Here is a 19,174-nt window from a genome sequence, read left to right as displayed (position 1 = left end):
AGAAATGCAAGAACGGGACTTAAAACTAAATTACTTACATGGTGCGGCTATAATGCTGGCTATCTATGATATGATTGCGGTAAATTTGTCATATCTTGTGGGACTGTGGCTGCGGTTTGACTTACAGTTTTCACGTATTGAGGGTAAATATATATTGGCGTGGTCAAAATTTGTTCCTATATATACCCTAATAACCTTAATAACTTTTATTGCTTTAAAGCTGTACAGAAGCATATGGCAGTTTGCAAGTTATACAGAATTAAAGCATGTAATGTATGCAAGCATTATAACAGGATTTTTACATACTTTACTTATTACACTGATGTTTGAAAGAATGCCGATAGCTTACTATTTATTAGGAATTCTGATACAGTTTTTGGCAGTTCTTGGAAGTCGATTTTCCTATAGATTTGTGCTTTTACTGCGTTCAGACAGAGAAAATGTAAAAAAGTCACAAAAAGATATGTCAAGAGTGATGATAGTAGGTGCAGGAAATGCGGGAAGATTGCTTTTAAGAGATATCAAAAGATCGGTTGACTATAATGACAGTGTGATTTGCTTTATAGATGACGACAAGTCAAAATGGGGAAGAACTGTTGACAATATACCGATAACGGGCGGAAGAAACAGAATACTTGACAATGTAAAGCACTATAGAATAGATAAAATATACGTAGCAATACCCGGAAGCAGTCCTGAGGAACTCAGTAAGATATTAAATATCTGCAAGGAATCAGGATGCATACTGAAAAATCTGCCGGGAATGTGTCAGCTTGCAAACGGTAAAGTTCAAGTTAAAGATTTAAAAGATGTAAATATCGAGGATTTACTTGGCAGAGCTCCTATTAAAGTAGATCTAGATGAGATATTCAACTATCTAAACGGTAAGACTATCATGGTAACAGGCGGAGGCGGTTCTATAGGAAGTGAACTTTGCAGGCAGATTGCAGCACATTCACCTAAGCATCTTATAATATTTGATATTTATGAGAACAATGCCTATGAGATTGAACAGGAACTTTTGATGAACTATCCGAAGTTGAATCTGGATACAATAATAGGATCTGTGAGAGATTTGAGGAAGCTTGAACAGGTATTTGCAACATTCAAACCTGATGTGGTATACCATGCGGCGGCACATAAGCATGTTCCGCTTATGGAGGACAGTCCTTGTGAAGCTATAAAGAACAATGTAATGGGAACATACAATACCGCACTTGCGGCACTGCATTACGGATGTAAAAGATTTGTACTTATCTCTACAGATAAGGCGGTAAACCCTACAAATGTAATGGGAGCCAGCAAGAGAATGTGCGAAATGATCATCCAGACATTTGCAAGGAAAGTAAAGGAAAAAAGAGCAAGTGAGCTTAGACCGATACAAGTTTTGAAAGATAACCGAATCATAGAGATGGAGAAATACTACAGTGCTGTAGAAAATCCTACTACAGAGTTTGCGGCTGTCAGATTTGGAAATGTGCTTGGAAGCAACGGCTCGGTAATACCTAAGTTTAAAAAGCAAATAGAAGCAGGAGGACCCGTCACAGTTACACATCCTGATATTATCAGATATTTTATGACAATATCGGAAGCCGTTTCATTGGTACTGCAGGCAGGAAACTATGCAAAGGGCGGAGAGATATTTGTCCTGGATATGGGTACACCGATAAAGATAGACACAATGGCAAGAAATCTTATCAGACTGTCAGGGCTTCGCCCGGATATTGATATCAAGATAGAATACTCAGGACTTCGCCCGGGTGAGAAGCTCTTTGAAGAGAGACTTATGTCCGAGGAAGGCCTGGAGACTACACCGAATAAGCTGATAAGTATCGGTAAGCCTATTGATTTTAATGAAGATAAGTTTTTAAAACAGCTTAAGTTATTATCCGTATATATGGGAGAAAATAACGGAAATATTCGTGAACATATAAAGCAGATAGTAACAACATATCATACAGCTCATGTTGAAAGTATAAATAGTGAATTGTTTGATAATAAAAATGAAATTGCAGACGGATTACATCATGAAGACTTACCACAGGCGGCAAATTGATTTTATCAACTCAAAAAGCTTACAGGAGCAGTCTTGTAGGCTTTTTTCTTTGTATTGAGTTTATTGGTTATCATAAGTATATATGATAAAAAAGAGAGGGAAGATGTTTAGTACAGATAAAATATATGAAAAATTTGATAAGAGAGTGTGGCTAAGTAGTCCTACCATGCATGGAAAAGAACTTGAATATATGTCAGAAGCCTATAATACAAACTGGATGTCGACAGTAGGAAAAAATATTGATGAAGTTGAAAAGCAGGTTTCCGAATATATAGGGGTTAAACATTCAGTAGCATTATCATCAGGTACAGCAGCTCTTCATATGGCAATGAAGCTGGCAGGGCTAAAGGCATATGGTATGCCAAAACCCGGAGTAGGGGCTTTACAGGGTAGGAAAGTTTTTTGCTCAGATATGACATTTGCCGCTACTGTAAACCCGGTTGTATATGAAGGTGGGGAGCCTGTATTTATAGATACTGAATACGATACATGGAATATGGATCCGAAAGCACTTGAGAAAGCATTTGAAATATACCCTGATGTAAAGATAGTTGTGATGGCACATCTGTATGGAACACCGGGTAAGATGGAAGAACTTATTTCCGTTATAAAAAAGTACAATGCTATTTTGATAGAAGATGCGGCAGAATCAATGGGTGCAAGCTATAGAAGAAAAGAGACAGGAACATTTGGCGATTACAATATCATATCATTTAACGGAAATAAAATAATTACCGGAAGTAGCGGAGGTTGCCTACTTACAGATGATGAAGAAGCTGCAAATAAAGTCCGAAAATGGTCAACTCAGTCCAGAGAAAATGCATCATGGTATCAGCATGAAGAACTCGGATACAACTATCGTATGAGTAATGTGATTGCCGGCGTGGTGAGAGGGCAATTGCCTTTCTTAAATGAGCATATAGCACAGAAAAAAACTATTTATGAGAGATATAAAGAAGGTTTAAAAGGATTACCGGTTTCCATGAATCCTATAGATTGGGAAAAAACAGAACCAAATTATTGGCTGTCATGTATGCTTATTGACCAAGAGGCAATGTGTAAGCAGGTTCGAGGTGAGCAGGATGTTTGTTATGTTAAGGAATTTGGCAAAACTTGCCCTACAGAAGTTTTGGAAGCTTTGGCATACATTAATGCGGAGGGGCGTCCAATTTGGAAGCCGATGCATTCGCAACCTATTTATCGTTTAAATTCCTTTATTGTTAGAGATGGCAACGGACGTGCCAGGACAAATGCTTATATTATAGGTGAGTCAGTTGACGTTGGAATGGATATTTTTTCAAGAGGATTATGTTTACCTAGTGATAATAAAATGACATTGTTTCAGCAGGATAGAATTATTGAAATAATTAAATCATGTTTTGAATAATAAAGTTATCGCAGGAGAGATTTATGAAAAGAAAACATAATCATAAACTGTATCGCAAAATAGGATTTTATGAAAGATACATTAAAAGAGCGATTGATATTTTGTGCTCAGGATTAGCGATTATTGTATTTAGCTGGTTGTATATAATAATTGCATTATTGGTTAGAATTAAGTTGGGAAGTCCGGTATTGTTTACTCAATATAGACCGGGTCTGATTAATCCTAAAACGGGAAAAGAGAGGATTTTTAAAATCTATAAGTTTCGTACAATGACAGATAAGAAAGATGCACATGGGAACCTACTGTCCGATGAGATACGTTTGACAAAATTCGGTGCATGGCTTAGAAATACTTCATTAGACGAATTGCCGGAAGCATTTTGTATATTAAACGGATCAATGACATTGATAGGACCTCGTCCACAGTTGGTTAGAGATATGGTTTTCATGTCCCAAGAACAAAGAATGCGTCACACTGCAAAACCAGGTTTGTCCGGACTTGCACAAGTAAGTGGAAGAAACTCGATTTCATGGGATAGAAAATTAAAGTATGATCTAAAATATATAAAACATATTTCTTTCTGGAATGACTTGAAAATCATTATGAAAACTGTTGAAAAAGCATTTATTAGAAAGGAAGGAATCACAGAAAAAGGTAGAGCAACAGCTTTAGATTATGGAGATTACCTTCTTGAAAATAGGTATATAAGTACAGAAGAATACGAAAGAAAACAGATGAAAGCATTAGCACTATTAAAAGGATTAAAGTGATGAAAGAGTTAGTTTCGATAATAATGCCTTCGTACAATACTGCAAGTTTTATAGGTAAAACAATAGAATCTGTACTAGCTCAAACATATAAAAATTGGGAGCTGCTGATAGTTGATGATTGTTCAACAGATAATACAGATGAAGTTGTATTGAGGTATGATGATGAACGTATTATTTATTTACAAAATAAAAAAAATTCAGGTGCAGCTCTATCAAGAAATAAAGCGTTAAAAAATGCAAAGGGTAAATGGATTGCGTTTTTAGACAGTGATGATTTATGGTATCCTACTAAGCTTGAAGAACAAATAAAATTCATGAAAAAGAAAAGATATTCTTTTTCATATACAAGTTATGAGGAAATTGACGAAAATGATGTACTAAATGGAGTGACAGTAATAGGTCCAAAGAAAATCACAGAAAGTGGAATGTATCATTATTGTTGGCCGGGGTGCCTAACAGTGATGTATGATGCAGAAAAGATTGGTAAAATACAGATTGCAGATATTAAAAAGAATAACGATTATGCTATGTGGTTGAAAATAATAAAAAAAGCAAACTGTTATCATTATGATAAAGTACTTGCACAATATAGAAAACGTTCAGGCTCAATATCGAATCATGGATATTTAAAAATGATAAAATGGCATTATAAATTGTTTAGGGATGCAGATAATAAAAATTGTATTGTATCATTACTTCTGACTCTACAAAATTTGTTGTTTGGGAGTTGGAAGAAGATAAGATATGTTAAGAAGGTAAGTTAATTATGGGTATTAATGATATATTGCGAAAAATTGCAGTACTCCTAGAAAGAAGACAAGACTCATTATTCTCATATGACGTAAGTAAACAAAAAAAATACATTGATAAATTAGGAAATCCCAGAGATGAGATTGAAAGATCTTATTTTCAGTATAAGTGTCAGATGGAGTTTAATGGAAAATCAATTACTTTTTTATTAAATCTAGTTTCACTTCCAGTGGCGGTTTTATATTGGTTTATATATGGGAAAAATACTCAAGTAAATCAGGTTTATCATAGAAAATTGGTTTTCTTTAGAGATGGTAAGCCGGAAAATATTTTGCCAAAATCTTTAAAAAATAGATACCATATAATTGAAAGTAATCCAATAGAGGGAAGTTTATTAAATAAAAAAGATAAGAAGTTTATAAGAAATATAATATGTAGATATCCATTATCGTGGCAATTCATTTTAAAATGCCTGATAAAGATTGGACGATATAGCTTTGCTATTGAAAAGTATTCTCCTGAAGCGATAGCAGTTTGTGCAGAATATTCATTTACTTCTTCAGTTTTAACGGCTTATTGTAAACAAAGAAATATTAAACATATAGATGTTATGCATGGAGAGAAAATGTATTATATGAGAGATGCTTTCTTTAAATTTGATGAATGCTATATTTGGGATGAGTATTACAAAAAACTATTATTAACTATGAGAGCAGATAGAAGTCAATTTATAGTCGAAATTCCGGCTTCTTTGAAGTTTGATGGGGAGTGGATTAGAACACAAAAATATGATTATACCTATTATTTGGGTGCAGAATCTGAAGAAGTATTAAGAAAAATATCAAAAATATTGAAAAAACTATATGAAGATGGAAAGCAAATTTCAATACGCCCACATCCAAGATATTCTAACATTGATCTTGTGAAAAAGATATTTGACTTTGTTTATGTAGAAGATACAAATTATCTGTCGATCGAGCAATCTTTGTTTCAGTCAGGAGCTGCAATTTCTCTTTATTCAACAGTATTGAACCAAGCACTATGTAATTCGATTCCAATAATAATAGATAATATAAGTAATCCTAAAAATTTTTACAGATTGAAAGAACTGGGGTATATATGTCTGTATAAGGAACATACTCTTTTATCAGAATTAATGGAGAAAAAATATCATAGGAATAATTGCTAAAAAATAACGTATACTTATACTAATATACGCAAGAAGCTAAATACTATGTGGCTGGATTACAGCAATTGGAATGTTACTATTTGAAATGATTTTCATTCATGAAGTGTTGTTGTGTCTGATATATCACAATGTTCAATAGCGGGAGGTCATCCGGCTAAGGCATTTAAAATGAGAGATCAACAGTATTATAATGATTTAAAATAAAAAATAGATAATTTTAGGTGTAGATATAGATGAAAGTAATGATTATTGCTCCGTATATATATGATGAAAACTTAATTGAATTTACTAAAAATAAAACTGGCTTTGGTATAATGGTTCGAAATATAGCAAAATCAGTGGGTGAATTAGAAGATGTTGTTTTATTGACAAGAGTTATTACAAGAGGGAAAAAAGAAAAAAACTTTAAGATACTCTCTCATACCTGGAGAGAATTTTTTTCTAATGCAAAATTAAAAGATTGGATAAGAGGCTTAAGTACTCTTTTTTCAAAAGGAGTTACTTTAAAAGATAGAGCCAGACATGTTTTTTATGAAGTAGATGGCGGATACCTAAGGCACCAAATTCAATTGGAAAAACCAGACATAGTTCATATTCACGGTATAGGAACAATTACATTGAGCTATATTAGAATTTGTGAGGAAATGAAAGTGAGGTATGCTGTTACTTTACATGGATTAATTGGCTTAAATGAGTCTGTGTCTGCACCTGCATACGAAAAAAGAATAGAACGTGAGTTTTTAATAAAAGCAGAAAAAAATAATATACCAACCAGTGTTATTAGTAGTGGTATGAGAGTTAGAATAGAGAAAAATTATTTATTGAAAAAAGCAAACAATATCACAGTTATTTTGAACGGAGTAAGAGCATGTAGAGTAAATAGATTTAATAATATTAAAGAAGCCGCTAATTTAACGGAAGAAATGTTTCAGGAATATTACAGTAAGTGTTTAAAACAAAAAGACTTATATCCGAAATTGTGTGATATATATGATTATTTGAAAAGTACCAAAGAGAAGGGTAAAAAAATACTTTTTTTTGTAGGAAATATAAGTAAAAATAAGAATCAAACACAAGCAATAGAAATAGTAAAAAAATTTGATAATATTTTATTAGTACTTTGGGGAAGAGAATTAGATAATGGAGAAGTTAGAAATAAAATTTTAAAATATGGTTTACAAAGAAATGTCATTTTAGGTGGTTTTAATGACCAAATGTCTAATTTTTGGGAATTGTGTGACATAAACCTATTTTTAAGCCTCAATGATGGATTTGGATTGCCTATTGTTGAAGGGTATATGCATGGAGTTCCATGTGTTACTTTTTCTGACTTGGATGCAACACAAGACCTATATTGTCCTGAGGCAATGCTGCGAATAGAGGATAGAAGTATTGAAGTATCTACCAATACATTAAAGCTTGCATTAAATAAAAATTGGAATAGTGAAGAGATTACTGAAGTAAGTAAGCTGTTTTCAATTGATATTATGTCACAAAAATATGTAAACTGGTACAAGGATATTATGATGCAGCCAAAGAGTTAGAAATATTAATGATATGAGGGAAAGAAATGAATGAAGGAATACATAATAAACATAAAAAGAAAATAAGCTTGGTTGAATTTTTTATTCCACTTTTTTGCTTGATAAATCAATATAAAATTGCAGGTATAAATCTGGGATTACTTTGTGTAATTACAGTCGTAAGTATTTATTTTATTAGGTATAGAGAGTTTTATTTATATAAGCCGCTATTTGTATTCTTTATATTCATGATTATACATGATTTTTTCAGAATGTTTATAACAGGGTTTAATTCAGGACTTTGGATCGAAAGAACATCATATTTATTAATATTATCATGTATATATAAAAATAATAACGAAGAAAATTTATTTAGAGTTTGGAAATTAATAGGTATTATTGTAATGGCCGGAATTTTTTACCAATCCTTTCAAGTGTATATATTGGGACAATCGGTGTCAACAATTAATATATTTCCCTTTTTACAGTCAAATAGTGAAAATTACTTATTAAGTTATGATAGACCACATTCTTTCTTTTTAGAACCGGCAGTATATAGTACATGGATATTGCCATTTTTATGTATGTGTATGAAAAGGAAAAAGCATATATGGATGATATTTATTTCGATAAGTATTTTGTTATCAACATCTTCTACAGGTATATTAATGACTGGAGTAATATGGATATTTTATGTCTTTATAAATTTCAGAAATGAAAAAAAATATTTTAACACTCTGATGATAGTAGGTGGATTAATAATAGGTATAGTTGCTTTTTTGAATTTAAATATTTTTTCAATTGCTTTAAATAAGTTGATAAATATTTCAGTTACTAATACATCTAATTCAGTTAGGCTTGTATTGGGATTTCAATTATTCTGGGCTACGCCTATTATCTATAAATTTTTGGGAATACCATACATGAATGTAGAAAATTATATGCGTTCTGGAGAAGTAACTTTAAGCAAATATAAATTAAGTATTAATCTTCCATATTTAGGTTTTGTTAATGCCATTGGAAATTGTATGTTAGTTTATGGTATATTTGGACTCTTTTTATACTTGAAGCTTTTTTTGAATATATGGAAAGAATCTGATTTATACAGTAAGTGTTATGTTTTAACCTGTATAATTTCAATATTTGGTCAATCTGTATTTTGGAATAGTCTTTTTGTAACACAATTTGCAGTGATGTTATGTTCAGTAGAAAGAACGTCATTTGTTAGAGTAATGTTTGGAAAAGGGGCAACATGCAATTTGTATGAATAATAAATATAGATATTTATCAAAAAATTTTATTTTGTTTGGTATAAGCAGCTTTGGACCCAAGATAATAGCTTTCCTTATGGTACCATTATATACTAATTACTTGTCAACGACAGATTATGGAATAGGGGATATAGTAAGTACTTCTGCAAATTTAGCATTACCAATTATTATACTTTGTGTTGAAAGTGCAATATTAAGATTTTGTTTTGATAAAGAATATGAACCTGATGAAGTTATATCAAGTGGTGTATTTGTTTGTCTGAGAGGTATGGTATTATGTGCTGTTTGTGTAATAGTAATTAGGGCAGTTCCCTTTATTAAAATTGATACATCGTATTTAGTTGCATTTTATTTGATGGTGCTATCTAACGGACTGTACAATGTATTAACTAATTATGCAAGAAGTATTGACAAGGTACAGTACATGGTTGAAATGAGTTTAATTACCACGATAGCATCATGTGTATTAAATGTGTTTTTGTTGGTTGTATTGAAGAGTGGCTTAAATGGATATTTAATAGCTAGTTATTTGGGGACGTTCTTAGCTGTTATCTGGGGCTCAGTACGACTGAGAGTACATAGACATATTAAGCTTAATAAAGTAAACAAAATTACAGTCTTTGAATTGCAAAAATTTGGATTTCCTTTAATTTTTAATAAGATCGGTTGGTGGATTAATAGCTCATCAGATAGATATATTGTTACATGGATTTTGGGGGCGACTTATAATGGGATTTATACAGTATCATACAAAATTCCAACTATGTTGACTGCATGTAGTGATATATTTACACAGGCATGGCAGCTATCGGCAATAAAAGATTTTGATCCGGAAGATAGAGATCATTTTATTGCTGATATGTATGAAGCATATAATGGTTTCTTGGTTTTGTGCTGCTCAACATTGATTATATTGACTATTCCACTTGCTTATATATTATATGCAAAAAGTTTTTTTTTAGCATGGAGATATGTTCCTCCATTAATGATTTCTTTTGTTTTTGGTGGCTTGGCAGGTTTTTTGGGAAGTATTTTCACTGCGGTGAAAGATACTAAAATATTTTCGTATTCAACTATGATAGGTGCAGTAGTAAATACAATATTAAATTTTATATTAGTATCGTATATTGGAATAATGGGTGCTGCAGTTGCAACTCTTGTTTCTAATATTGTTATTTGGCTGGTTAGATTACAAAGAAGCAAAAGGTATATACATATACAAGTGAATTTCTTAAGACATGTAATAATGTATATACTATTAGTTGTACAATTCATAGTCTGTTTAGGTGGATTTACTATAGATTTGGTATTAATTCAATTAATCATTATTGTTGTTTTGATTATTGCTAATAAGAAAATTATAGTCAATATAATGAAAAAAATAGAAATAATGTTTGAAAATTATTTACACCGTTAGGAGAAAAATGAAAACAATAGGAATAATTACATACCATCATTATTATAATTACGGTACGATGTTGCAGGCACTTGCTTTAGTAGAAAAAGTAAAACAGCTAGGATATCTAGCAGAGTTAATTGACTTTAAACAAGATAATTCTTTATCAAAATATGAAATGATTAAATTGAGAATAAAGAGAATTCCGATATATATTAAAGAAAGAAAAAAATATCTAATCTTGGCTAAGTCAAAGAAAAAAATAGAAGAAAAAAATGATTTGTTTGAACGATTCTATAAATTATTTTTGCATGTAGGAAAAAAGAGATATACAACTACGGAGCAATTAATTGAGAATCCACCATTATATGATGGATATGTAGTGGGGAGTGATCAGACGTGGAATCCATTTGTTGCTAACTCACCGGAAGCATTTTTTTTGCCATTTGTTAAAAATGGATTAAAAAAAGGAAGTTATGCTCCGAGTTTAGCAGTAAAATCGTTGCCTGAGAAGAAGAAGGAAGAGTATAGAAAAAAGTTATATGATTTTTCCTTTTTATCATGTAGAGAACTGGATGGTGCACGATTATTAAGTGATATCATACAAAAAGAAGTTAAATGTGTATTGGATCCAACATTATTATTAAATGCTAAGGATTGGGAAAAGTATTGTAAATATGAAATACCTAAGGAACCATATATTTTAATTTATATGTTAGGAGAAAAGCTAGAGCATAGAAAAGCCATAAAAAAGATTCAAGAACTAACAAAGTGGAAGATAATAAGTATTCCAGCGGTGTATTTAGAAATGGGAAATGATGATTATGAAAAAGTATGGGGTGGTCCGGAAGAATTTTTGTCATTAATAAAAGGGGCATCTTTGGTTTGTACAGATTCATTTCATGGAATTATGTTTTCGATAAATTTTCAGAGAAATTTTTATGCTTTTTGTAAAAACATTGATTCTGAGGAATCGTCTGAAAATTCCAGATTATATAGTGCATTGAATATCTTTGGTTTATCGAATAGGATAATTCACAATATGGATAATTTGGATATAGAAAATATGAATATAGATTACGATAAGGTGAATTCAATTTTAGACGAACAAAGAAAAGAATCTATGAAGTATTTAGAAAATATGCTGTTTGAGATTACGAAAGGATAAGAGATGAAAGTTGCTATTCGAGATGATGATACGTCATATTTTACAAAACCTGCAGATTTACAAAAAGCATATGATTTTTTGAGTGACGAAGATTGTGTATCGCTATCAGTTGTACCTTATACCGTTCCGGTTCATAGAGGTGATGTATATCCATACGGAAAGAAAATTGCTATGGATTATTATGATATAGCTAAAAATATGGAATTATTAGAATATTTAAAGGAAAATTATAAGCAGGGTAAAATTGATATATTATTACATGGATATTCACATGAATATAAATTATTGAAAAAAAAATGGATTGCAGAAATGAAATGGAAAAGCGGTAACCAACTAAAAAAAGAAATAGCTAAAGGGAAAAAACATCTAGAAAAACTGCTTAACATAAGTATATCGGTGTTTGTTGCACCGAATAACAGCATTGATAGAAAGGCTATGTCGGTATTGGAAGAACTTCAGATGGATTATTCTGGAATTATAGGTGTTGGAGACAGAAAATTAAATTTAAGATATATATATAATTTTATAGTAAGATGGGGATTTAGGATAATAAAAAAAATACAATATCCATGTATAATGAATTATGGAAAGCATAAGGAGTTAAATGCATATACACTAGACGACTATGAACGGCTGATTTATGAATATCATATATGTAAAAAAAAGAAATCACCATTTGTCATATATACTCATTATTGGCAATTAAATACTAATGATAAATCAAAAAAGTTAATTGAACAAATATATAATTATGTAATTAAAGATGGTGCAAAGATAGTTCCTTTAAGTGAGTGTTTTAAATAATATGATAGATTTTAATTTTAAGGAAAAATGCTACTCTTGTTCGGCATGTGCAGAGAGTTGTCCTACCAAAGCAATATCATTTGATAAAAACTTACATCCGAGAATTGATTTACAAAAGTGTATTAACTGTAATAAATGTGAAAGAGTTTGTATTGAGTTGAATAAACCTAAAGATACAAAAAAGATGGATTGTATTGGTGCTTATATAGTGAAAAATAAAAACAATGAAATCAGAGAAGCCAGCTCATCAGGAGGTTTTTTTCCCCAGCTGGCACAAAAGGTTCTGAAAATGAATGGATATGTTTGCGCTTGTATATATGATGAAAAACTTATGCCAAAACATATTGTTACAAATGATAGTAAAGTCTGTGAAGATATGATGGGATCAAAATATGTTAAAAGTGACCTAAATGAATGCATTTCGAAAATAAAACAGATTATAGCGAGTGACAAAATTGTACTATTTTCAGGCGTACCCTGTCAGGTTGCTGCAGTAAAAAAATGCATTAAAAGTGATAAATTGATTACATTGGCGGTTGTATGTCACGGAACTATAGAACGTAATATATGGAAAAAGTACTTAGATGAAGAAGAGAAAATAAATGAAAGTTCTATTGTTGAAGTATTTATGAGAGATAAAACAAAAGGTTACTTAAATTATGGGTTGAAGTTTAGGTTTAAGAATGGTACTGAGCATATTACTTTTAGGAAAAATGATGGGTACTTTTTGAAGTGTTTTACAGATGGTCTGTTTGAAAGAGATAGATGTTTGAGCTGTACATATAAAGGGAATAACATTATGAGTGATTTACTTGTAGGAGATGCGTGGGGAATGGAAAAAATATTTCCACAATTTATGGATAAGCTTGGGGCTTCAGCTGTGTTAGTTTTGACTGAAAAGGGAAGATATATTTTTAATGAAATAAAGGATTCTTTTTCAGTAAGAAATATAGATAGTCAAGAAGTAATACATAGTAACCCAAGAATTATCTTACCGGAATCAAGAAATGCTCTTCAAAAGAGTTTTAATAAAAAATTAGAAAAATTAGACTCTAATATACATTACTGGACAGAAAAGTATGCAAAACCTACCATTTTTATTCGTATAAAAGGAAAGATATTAAGATTGAAAAATAAATTACTTAATTAAAATATGGTTGGTATATGATGAAAATAGCAAATAAATATTTTGATTGCAAAGTATAATTAGTAGTATAGAGTATGGAAATATGTAGAGAGAAGGATAGTAAGCTTAATAATAGGTGTATATAGAATTTAAATTTGAAAAGAATATCCAAAAAATAGATTTGAGGTGAGGTTTGTGGAAAAATTGATTTTAATAGGGGCCGGTGGTCATGCAAAATCGGTTGCAGATTCAATTAACAAGTCAAAATATGTATTATGTGGATTCATAGACAGTAATAAAAAAGGCATGCATATGGGATTACCCATATTCGGAACGGAAATAGAAGAGATTCCTGATTATAAAAAATATAGCTACTTTGTTTCTATTGGAGATGTAGTATGTCGTAAGTTGTGGTTCGAAAAGATTATAGAAAGAGGACTTAGTATAATCAATATTATTGATTCCTCAGCAATTATATCATCTGGAGTGAGAATGGGAATAGGGAATTTTGTGGGGAAAATGGCAGTTATAAATGCTGATGCAGAAATAGGAAATGATAATGTTATAAATACAAAAGCATTAATTGAACATGAATGTAAAGTGGGAGATCATAATCATTTATCAACAAACTCTGTTATAAATGGGAATGTAGTTGTAGAGAATAATGTTTTTATTGGAAGTTCATCTGTATGTAACGGACAATTGAAGATTGGTTCTAATGTAGTTATAGGGTCAGGTAGCGTGATTATAAAAGATGTACCGGATAAAGTAACTGTTGTAGGTGTGCCTGCTAGAGTTATAAAAAGGAGAGATTAGAAATGAGAGGTATTCAAATTGTTGCGGAGATAGGATGTAATCACAATGGAAGTGTTGAATTGGCAAAAAAAATGATAAAAGAAGCAAAAGAAGCCGGAGTAGATACAGTTAAATTTCAAAGTTTTGTGCCTGAAAATCTTGTTTCAGAGTATGCACCTAAGGCAGAATATCAGAGAAAAAATGATGGTAACGGTTCTCAACTAGATATGTTAAAAAAATTGGCACTTAAAGAAAAGGAATATTTGGAATTGGTTAAGTATGCACTCGATTTAGATATTAAGATTTTTTCGACACCATTTGATTTTGAATCTTTTTATTTTTTACAAAAGCATGGACAAAATATTTGGAAGATACCATCAGGAGAGATTACAAATCTTCCTTATTTACAGAAGGTAGCAGCAATTGAATGTCAAAATAAACAAGTGATATTATCAACAGGAATGTCTACAGTAGATGAAGTTAGATATGCAATAGATATTTTGAAAAAAAGTAAAAATACAAAGTTTACATTATTGCATTGTAATACACAATACCCAACAGAACCACAAGATATGAACTTGCGTGCTATGAAAAAACTTCAAGAGTTAGCTCCGGATTGGGATATCGGTCTTTCAGACCACTCAGAAGGAATTGTTGCTTCTCTTGTAGCGATTGGATTAGGTGCTAAATTTATAGAAAAACATTTTACTTTAGATAAAGGCATGCCGGGACCTGATCATAAAGCATCAATTACTCCAAAAGAATTAAAGGAATTGTGTTTATGTGTGAATAAAGCTGAAATCATGCTTGGAAATGAGGTAAAAGAAGTAACTGAATCTGAAAGACAAAATATTTTTGTTGCAAGAAAATCTATTGTTGCAAAAAGAAAAATAGCTAGTGGTGAAATATTTTCTGAAGAGAATATTACATGTAAAAGACCGGGAAATGGTATCTCTCCAATATATTGGTATGAAGTTTTAGGAAAAGAAGCAAAAAAAGATTTTGAAATAGATGAATTTATATCTTGTGATGGAGTGAAAAGAGAAGATGAATAATTTAGCAATAATACCTGCAAGAAGCGGTTCAAAGGGTTTAAAAGATAAAAATATTAAATTGTTAGATGGAAAACCGTTAATTGCTTATAGTATAGAAGCTGCAAAAAAGTCAGGAATTTATTCGCATATTTTTGTTTCTACAGATTCTGTAAGATATGGAGAGATCGCAATGCAGTATGGAGCGGAGGTTCCGTTTTATCGTTCGAAAGAAAATTCTACAGATAAAGCATCTTCATGGGATGTTGTGAAAGAAGCATTGAGAAGATATCAGAATATTGGGATAGAATTTGATACATTCACTCTTTTACAACCAACATCTCCGCTACGAAAGTATGAAGATATACAAAAAGCATACAAATTATTTAGTGATAGAAAAGCAATAGCTGTTGTATCTGTTTGTGAAATGGAACATTCTCCGTTGTGGAGTAACACTTTGCCGGAAAATGATTCATTATACAGATTCTTACATATTGACAATAATATCCAAAGACAAGAATTAAAAACATTTTATAGGATAAATGGAGCTATATATATGGCTGATGTAACAGAATTTTTGAAAGACACAAATCTTTATAGAGAAGATTGCTATGCATATAGAATGCCGGTAGAACGTAGTATAGATATTGATTCAGAATTAGATTTTAAGATTGCTGAAGCAGTTCTAAAATATTAAAGGTAGCAAGTATGGGAAAGTATAAAGTAGGTTATGTGACAGGATCAAGAGCAGATTATGGAATTGTTAAAAACTTTTTGAAATTATTAGATGATGACAAGGATATTGAATTTTCGGTATTGGTTACGGGATCACATTTAGAAGATAAGTTTGGCCATTCCATAGATATAATAAAACAGGACAAGTTTAGAATCAGCTTAGAAGTTCCATTAAATATTTTGAGTGATAATAATGTAAATATAATACATTGTATGGCAAATGCGTTGGATTTGTTTGGAAAGTATTTTGAAAATAATAAATTTGACTTATTAATTATACTTGGAGACCGATATGAAATGATGGCAGTTGCTATTGCAGCGTCTATGCAAAGAATTCCTATTCTACACTTGCACGGTGGTGAAGTGACATATGGTAATTATGATGAATTTATACGTCATTCTATTACCAAAATGAGTCAATATCATTTTACCAGTACAGAAGTATATAGAAAACGTGTAATACAATTAGGTGAAAACCCTAAAAGGGTATTTTATCTTGGAGCATTAGGTGCCGAAAATTGCTGTAAGATAGACGAAAGTAAAGTGATTAAAAAGGTAAAAGAATTTGTTTGTAAAAAATATTGGGTCGTAGCTTTCCATCCTGAAACTCTAACTGACGTGAATACAAAAGAGCAAGTAAATGAAATATTGGGTGCATTGTATGAAAATACAGATGATACGGAAGTCATATTTATGGGAACCAATGCAGATACAAACTCTGATATTATACGTTCTTCATGGATTAAATATGTGGATGAGCATAAAAATGCCTATTACATTGAAAATTTAAATGTAGATTCTTTTTTATATTTAGTAAAAAATTCTATTGCATTAATAGGGAATTCGTCTTCAGGAATAATTGAAACTCCATCTCTAGGTAGGTATACAATTAATATTGGTGATAGGCAAAAGGGGCGAGTACATGGTAATAGTGTTATTGATGTTTCTTGTGATAGAAGAATTATTGGAAATGCAATGAAATTGATTGCTAGTAGAACAGAAGAGATAAATAATCCATATTATGTGGAGAATACAGCGGAAAAGTATTATAAAAAGACAAAAGATATTTTAGAACAAGGAGTTTCTGTTTTAAAAGAATTTTATGATCTAATATAACTGTGTTAAGAAATATAAATAGGAGGGGCACATGAAAATAGCAATAGCAGGAACAGGATATGTAGGCTTATCAATTGCCACTTTGCTGGCGCAGAATAATGAAGTGGTGGCAGTGGATATTATTCCGGAGAAGGTTGATAAGATAAACAAAAGAATCAGTCCTATTCAGGATGAGTATATTGAGAAGTATTTCAAAGAAAAAGAGCTTAATTTGTTTGCTACTTTGGACACGAAGCTTGCTTACAGTGATGCTGATTTTGTTGTGGTGGCGGCGCCGACAAACTACGATACACAAAAGAATTTTTTTGACACATCTGCAATAGAGGCAGTGGTCACAGAGGTTATAAAGTATAACCCTGACGCTATTATAATTATAAAATCGACGATTCCTGTAGGTTATACGGAAAGTATCAGAAGTAAATTCCACTGTGACAATATTATTTTCTCGCCGGAGTTTTTGAGAGAGTCAAAGGCGCTGTATGACAATCTTTATCCTTCAAGAATTATTGTAGGTACAGATACTATGAATGCAAGGCTTATGAAAGCGGCGGATAAGTTTGCAAATCTTTTAAAAGAAGGTGCGATAAAAGATGATATAGAAATATTGATTATGGGTGTTGCAGAGGCGGAGGCTGTGAAGCTTTTTGCAAATACATATCTTGCACTTAGAGTTTCTTATTTTAATGAGCTTGATACTTATGCGGAGATGAAAGGACTTAATACCAAGGAAATTATAAGAGGTGTTTGTCTGGATCCTAGAGTCGGAGAGCATTATAATAATCCGTCTTTTGGATATGGTGGTTATTGTCTGCCAAAGGACACCAAGCAGCTTTTAGCAAATTATGAAGACGTTCCGCAAAATATGATTTCAGCTATTGTGGAATCAAACAAGACAAGGAAAGATTTTATTGCCGACAAGGTTTTGCAAAAGGCAGGATATTATAACTATGGAGAAGGAAGTGCCTACGATCCTACAATGGAAAAAGAGGTTGTTATAGGTGTATACAGACTTACAATGAAGTCAAATTCTGATAATTTCAGACAATCTTCTATTCAGGGTGTTATAAAGAGAATTAAGGCAAAGGGCGCTAAGGTTGTAATATATGAGCCTACTCTTGATGATAATTCTACATTCTTTGGAAGTAGAGTTATAAATAATATTGATATTTTTAAAGAAAACAGCGATGCAATAATTGCAAACAGATATGATGATTGCTTGGAAGATGTGAAAGAAAAGGTATATACAAGGGATTTATTTGGAAGAGATTAGTATTTAAAATACTGAATAAAAAAGGACATCATACTCAAAAACGGTACGATGTCCTTTTTGTTAAACTCTTATATTCTCTCTGTTATCATGGCTGATTGGCCAAGGTATCTTAGCGTAGATAAGCTGATAGATAACATATGAGAGTATTGTTGCTCCGACAACATCCAGGAATGAATGCTGCTTTAAGAATAATGTTGAAAGGCATATTGAAATCATTATTATGAATGAAATCGCCTTTACTTTCATATTGTTATAAAAGAATCTCGATCTCAATATGGCTACATGTGTAGCGATTGAGTTGAAAACATGAATACTTGGGAACACATTTGTATTGGTATCTGTTTTATATATAAAGGCTACCAGATGTGTAAAAATATTCTTGTTCGGATCAAGGCCTATAGGTCTTAAGTCTGTTCCGTTTGGGAATATCTGGCAAATAAAGAGTGATATACTCATTCCAAGTGCGAGATACAGCCCGAATCTGTAAAACTCATCTACATCTTTAAAGAAGAAGAAAATCAGTACAGATGCTACATATATGAACCATATAAAGTACGGTATAATAAAATATTCATTGAATGGGATAATATCGTCCACCCATGTATGTAAGACATGATATTCATGTGTTATAGTTCTTTCCAGATACATATACCATGGTAGATATATGAAGGTATATAAGAAAACCCATGCATGTCTGTATTTCTTTAATATTTCATGTATTCTTTTCATAATGTCCCCTAAAATTAAATTGCGTTATATTTAAGATTCGTCTATAGATTGTATAGCT

General features: G+C 31.5%; 17 protein-coding genes. 16 read left to right on the top strand and 1 reads right to left on the bottom strand.

Features of this window, described 5'->3' with window-relative positions; genetic code table 11:
* Positions 1 to 4 precede the first annotated feature (4 nt).
* The 16 genes from HMPREF1135_RS05265 to HMPREF1135_RS05190 all read left to right on the top strand — a co-directional run bounded on the left by HMPREF1135_RS05265 (position 5) and on the right by HMPREF1135_RS05190 (position 18,387).
* Positions 5 to 2,056, top strand: coding sequence for a polysaccharide biosynthesis protein (locus HMPREF1135_RS05265; RefSeq protein WP_007592798.1), 2,052 nt, complete (start codon positions 5 to 7; stop codon positions 2,054 to 2,056).
* Between the two features lie 103 nt (positions 2,057 to 2,159).
* Positions 2,160 to 3,443, top strand: coding sequence for a DegT/DnrJ/EryC1/StrS family aminotransferase (locus HMPREF1135_RS05260; protein ID WP_007592796.1), 1,284 nt, complete (start codon positions 2,160 to 2,162; stop codon positions 3,441 to 3,443).
* Positions 3,444 to 3,466: 23 nt separating this feature from the next.
* Complete coding sequence (locus HMPREF1135_RS05255; protein ID WP_007592794.1) at positions 3,467 to 4,213, top strand: sugar transferase; 747 nt, start codon at positions 3,467 to 3,469, stop codon at positions 4,211 to 4,213.
* Entirely contained in the window at positions 4,213 to 4,977 is a 765-nt protein-coding gene (locus HMPREF1135_RS05250; protein ID WP_007592792.1) for a glycosyltransferase family 2 protein, read from the top strand. The genes HMPREF1135_RS05255 and HMPREF1135_RS05250 overlap by 1 nt, the downstream gene beginning before the upstream one ends.
* Positions 4,978 to 4,979: 2 nt before the next feature.
* Positions 4,980 to 6,152, top strand: a complete 1,173-nt coding sequence (locus HMPREF1135_RS05245; protein ID WP_007592786.1) for a hypothetical protein — start codon at positions 4,980 to 4,982, stop codon at positions 6,150 to 6,152.
* Between the two features lie 233 nt (positions 6,153 to 6,385).
* Positions 6,386 to 7,696: a glycosyltransferase family 4 protein gene (locus tag HMPREF1135_RS05240; protein ID WP_007592785.1), complete on the top strand. Its 1,311-nt coding sequence runs from the start codon at positions 6,386 to 6,388 to the stop codon at positions 7,694 to 7,696.
* 26 nt (positions 7,697 to 7,722) lie between these two features.
* Positions 7,723 to 8,946 carry a hypothetical protein gene (locus HMPREF1135_RS05235; RefSeq protein ID WP_007592784.1) on the top strand — a complete coding sequence of 408 codons (1,224 nt, stop codon included), beginning with the start codon at positions 7,723 to 7,725 and terminating at the stop codon, positions 8,944 to 8,946.
* A complete protein-coding gene (locus HMPREF1135_RS05230; RefSeq protein ID WP_007592783.1) occupies positions 8,912 to 10,363 on the top strand; it encodes a lipopolysaccharide biosynthesis protein in 1,452 nt (483 codons plus the stop codon). The genes HMPREF1135_RS05235 and HMPREF1135_RS05230 overlap by 35 nt, the downstream gene beginning before the upstream one ends.
* A gap of 7 nt (positions 10,364 to 10,370) precedes the next feature.
* Complete coding sequence (locus tag HMPREF1135_RS05225; protein ID WP_007592782.1) at positions 10,371 to 11,510, top strand: polysaccharide pyruvyl transferase family protein; 1,140 nt, start codon at positions 10,371 to 10,373, stop codon at positions 11,508 to 11,510.
* A gap of 3 nt (positions 11,511 to 11,513) precedes the next feature.
* The gene (locus HMPREF1135_RS05220) at positions 11,514 to 12,314 is read left to right on the top strand and encodes a DUF2334 domain-containing protein (RefSeq protein WP_007592781.1); all 801 of its coding nucleotides are present in this window, start codon (positions 11,514 to 11,516) and stop codon (positions 12,312 to 12,314) included.
* Between the two features lies 1 nt (position 12,315).
* Entirely contained in the window at positions 12,316 to 13,464 is a 1,149-nt protein-coding gene (locus HMPREF1135_RS05215; protein WP_007592780.1) for a Coenzyme F420 hydrogenase/dehydrogenase, beta subunit C-terminal domain, read from the top strand.
* A 171-nt stretch (positions 13,465 to 13,635) separates the two neighbouring features.
* Positions 13,636 to 14,256, top strand: a complete 621-nt coding sequence (locus HMPREF1135_RS05210; protein WP_007592778.1) for a NeuD/PglB/VioB family sugar acetyltransferase — start codon at positions 13,636 to 13,638, stop codon at positions 14,254 to 14,256.
* A 2-nt stretch (positions 14,257 to 14,258) separates the two neighbouring features.
* Positions 14,259 to 15,290, top strand: coding sequence for an N-acetylneuraminate synthase (gene neuB / locus HMPREF1135_RS05205; RefSeq protein ID WP_007592776.1), 1,032 nt, complete (start codon positions 14,259 to 14,261; stop codon positions 15,288 to 15,290).
* Positions 15,283 to 15,963: an acylneuraminate cytidylyltransferase family protein gene (locus tag HMPREF1135_RS05200; RefSeq protein ID WP_007592774.1), complete on the top strand. Its 681-nt coding sequence runs from the start codon at positions 15,283 to 15,285 to the stop codon at positions 15,961 to 15,963. The genes neuB and HMPREF1135_RS05200 overlap by 8 nt, the downstream gene beginning before the upstream one ends.
* 11 nt (positions 15,964 to 15,974) lie before the next feature.
* A complete protein-coding gene (neuC, locus tag HMPREF1135_RS05195; RefSeq protein WP_007592771.1) occupies positions 15,975 to 17,117 on the top strand; it encodes a UDP-N-acetylglucosamine 2-epimerase in 1,143 nt (380 codons plus the stop codon).
* A gap of 31 nt (positions 17,118 to 17,148) precedes the next feature.
* Complete coding sequence (locus tag HMPREF1135_RS05190; RefSeq protein ID WP_007592770.1) at positions 17,149 to 18,387, top strand: nucleotide sugar dehydrogenase; 1,239 nt, start codon at positions 17,149 to 17,151, stop codon at positions 18,385 to 18,387.
* A 60-nt stretch (positions 18,388 to 18,447) separates the two neighbouring features.
* Here HMPREF1135_RS05190 and HMPREF1135_RS05185 read toward each other — a convergent pair whose 3' ends face one another.
* Positions 18,448 to 19,116, bottom strand: a complete 669-nt coding sequence (locus HMPREF1135_RS05185) for a phosphatase PAP2 family protein (RefSeq protein ID WP_007592768.1) — start codon at positions 19,114 to 19,116, stop codon at positions 18,448 to 18,450.
* Positions 19,117 to 19,174: the final 58 nt, after the last annotated feature.

Source organism: Lachnoanaerobaculum sp. OBRC5-5 (assembly GCF_000296385.1).
Lineage (GTDB): Bacteria > Bacillota > Clostridia > Lachnospirales > Lachnospiraceae > Lachnoanaerobaculum.
The sequence above is the reverse complement of the archived record's forward strand: the minus strand, read 5'-3'. Positions and strand labels throughout refer to the sequence as shown.

Bases quoted from the DNA above. Each gene is read 5' to 3' on its own strand.
- HMPREF1135_RS05200 (WP_007592774.1), top strand. From the start codon at position 15,283: ATGAATAATTTAGCAATAATACCTGCAAGAAGCGGTTCAAAGGGTTTA.
- HMPREF1135_RS05215 (WP_007592780.1), top strand. From the start codon at position 12,316: ATGATAGATTTTAATTTTAAGGAAAAATGCTACTCTTGTTCGGCATGT.
- HMPREF1135_RS05190 (WP_007592770.1), top strand. From the start codon at position 17,149: ATGAAAATAGCAATAGCAGGAACAGGATATGTAGGCTTATCAATTGCC.
- HMPREF1135_RS05260 (WP_007592796.1), top strand. From the start codon at position 2,160: ATGTTTAGTACAGATAAAATATATGAAAAATTTGATAAGAGAGTGTGG.
- HMPREF1135_RS05250 (WP_007592792.1), top strand. From the start codon at position 4,213: ATGAAAGAGTTAGTTTCGATAATAATGCCTTCGTACAATACTGCAAGT.
- neuC (WP_007592771.1), top strand. From the start codon at position 15,975: ATGGGAAAGTATAAAGTAGGTTATGTGACAGGATCAAGAGCAGATTAT.
- HMPREF1135_RS05235 (WP_007592784.1), top strand. From the start codon at position 7,723: ATGAATGAAGGAATACATAATAAACATAAAAAGAAAATAAGCTTGGTT.
- HMPREF1135_RS05265 (WP_007592798.1), top strand. From the start codon at position 5: ATGCAAGAACGGGACTTAAAACTAAATTACTTACATGGTGCGGCTATA.
- neuB (WP_007592776.1), top strand. From the start codon at position 14,259: ATGAGAGGTATTCAAATTGTTGCGGAGATAGGATGTAATCACAATGGA.
- HMPREF1135_RS05225 (WP_007592782.1), top strand. From the start codon at position 10,371: ATGAAAACAATAGGAATAATTACATACCATCATTATTATAATTACGGT.
- HMPREF1135_RS05255 (WP_007592794.1), top strand. From the start codon at position 3,467: ATGAAAAGAAAACATAATCATAAACTGTATCGCAAAATAGGATTTTAT.
- HMPREF1135_RS05245 (WP_007592786.1), top strand. From the start codon at position 4,980: ATGGGTATTAATGATATATTGCGAAAAATTGCAGTACTCCTAGAAAGA.
- HMPREF1135_RS05185 (WP_007592768.1), bottom strand. From the start codon at position 19,116: ATGAAAAGAATACATGAAATATTAAAGAAATACAGACATGCATGGGTT.
- HMPREF1135_RS05240 (WP_007592785.1), top strand. From the start codon at position 6,386: ATGAAAGTAATGATTATTGCTCCGTATATATATGATGAAAACTTAATT.
- HMPREF1135_RS05220 (WP_007592781.1), top strand. From the start codon at position 11,514: ATGAAAGTTGCTATTCGAGATGATGATACGTCATATTTTACAAAACCT.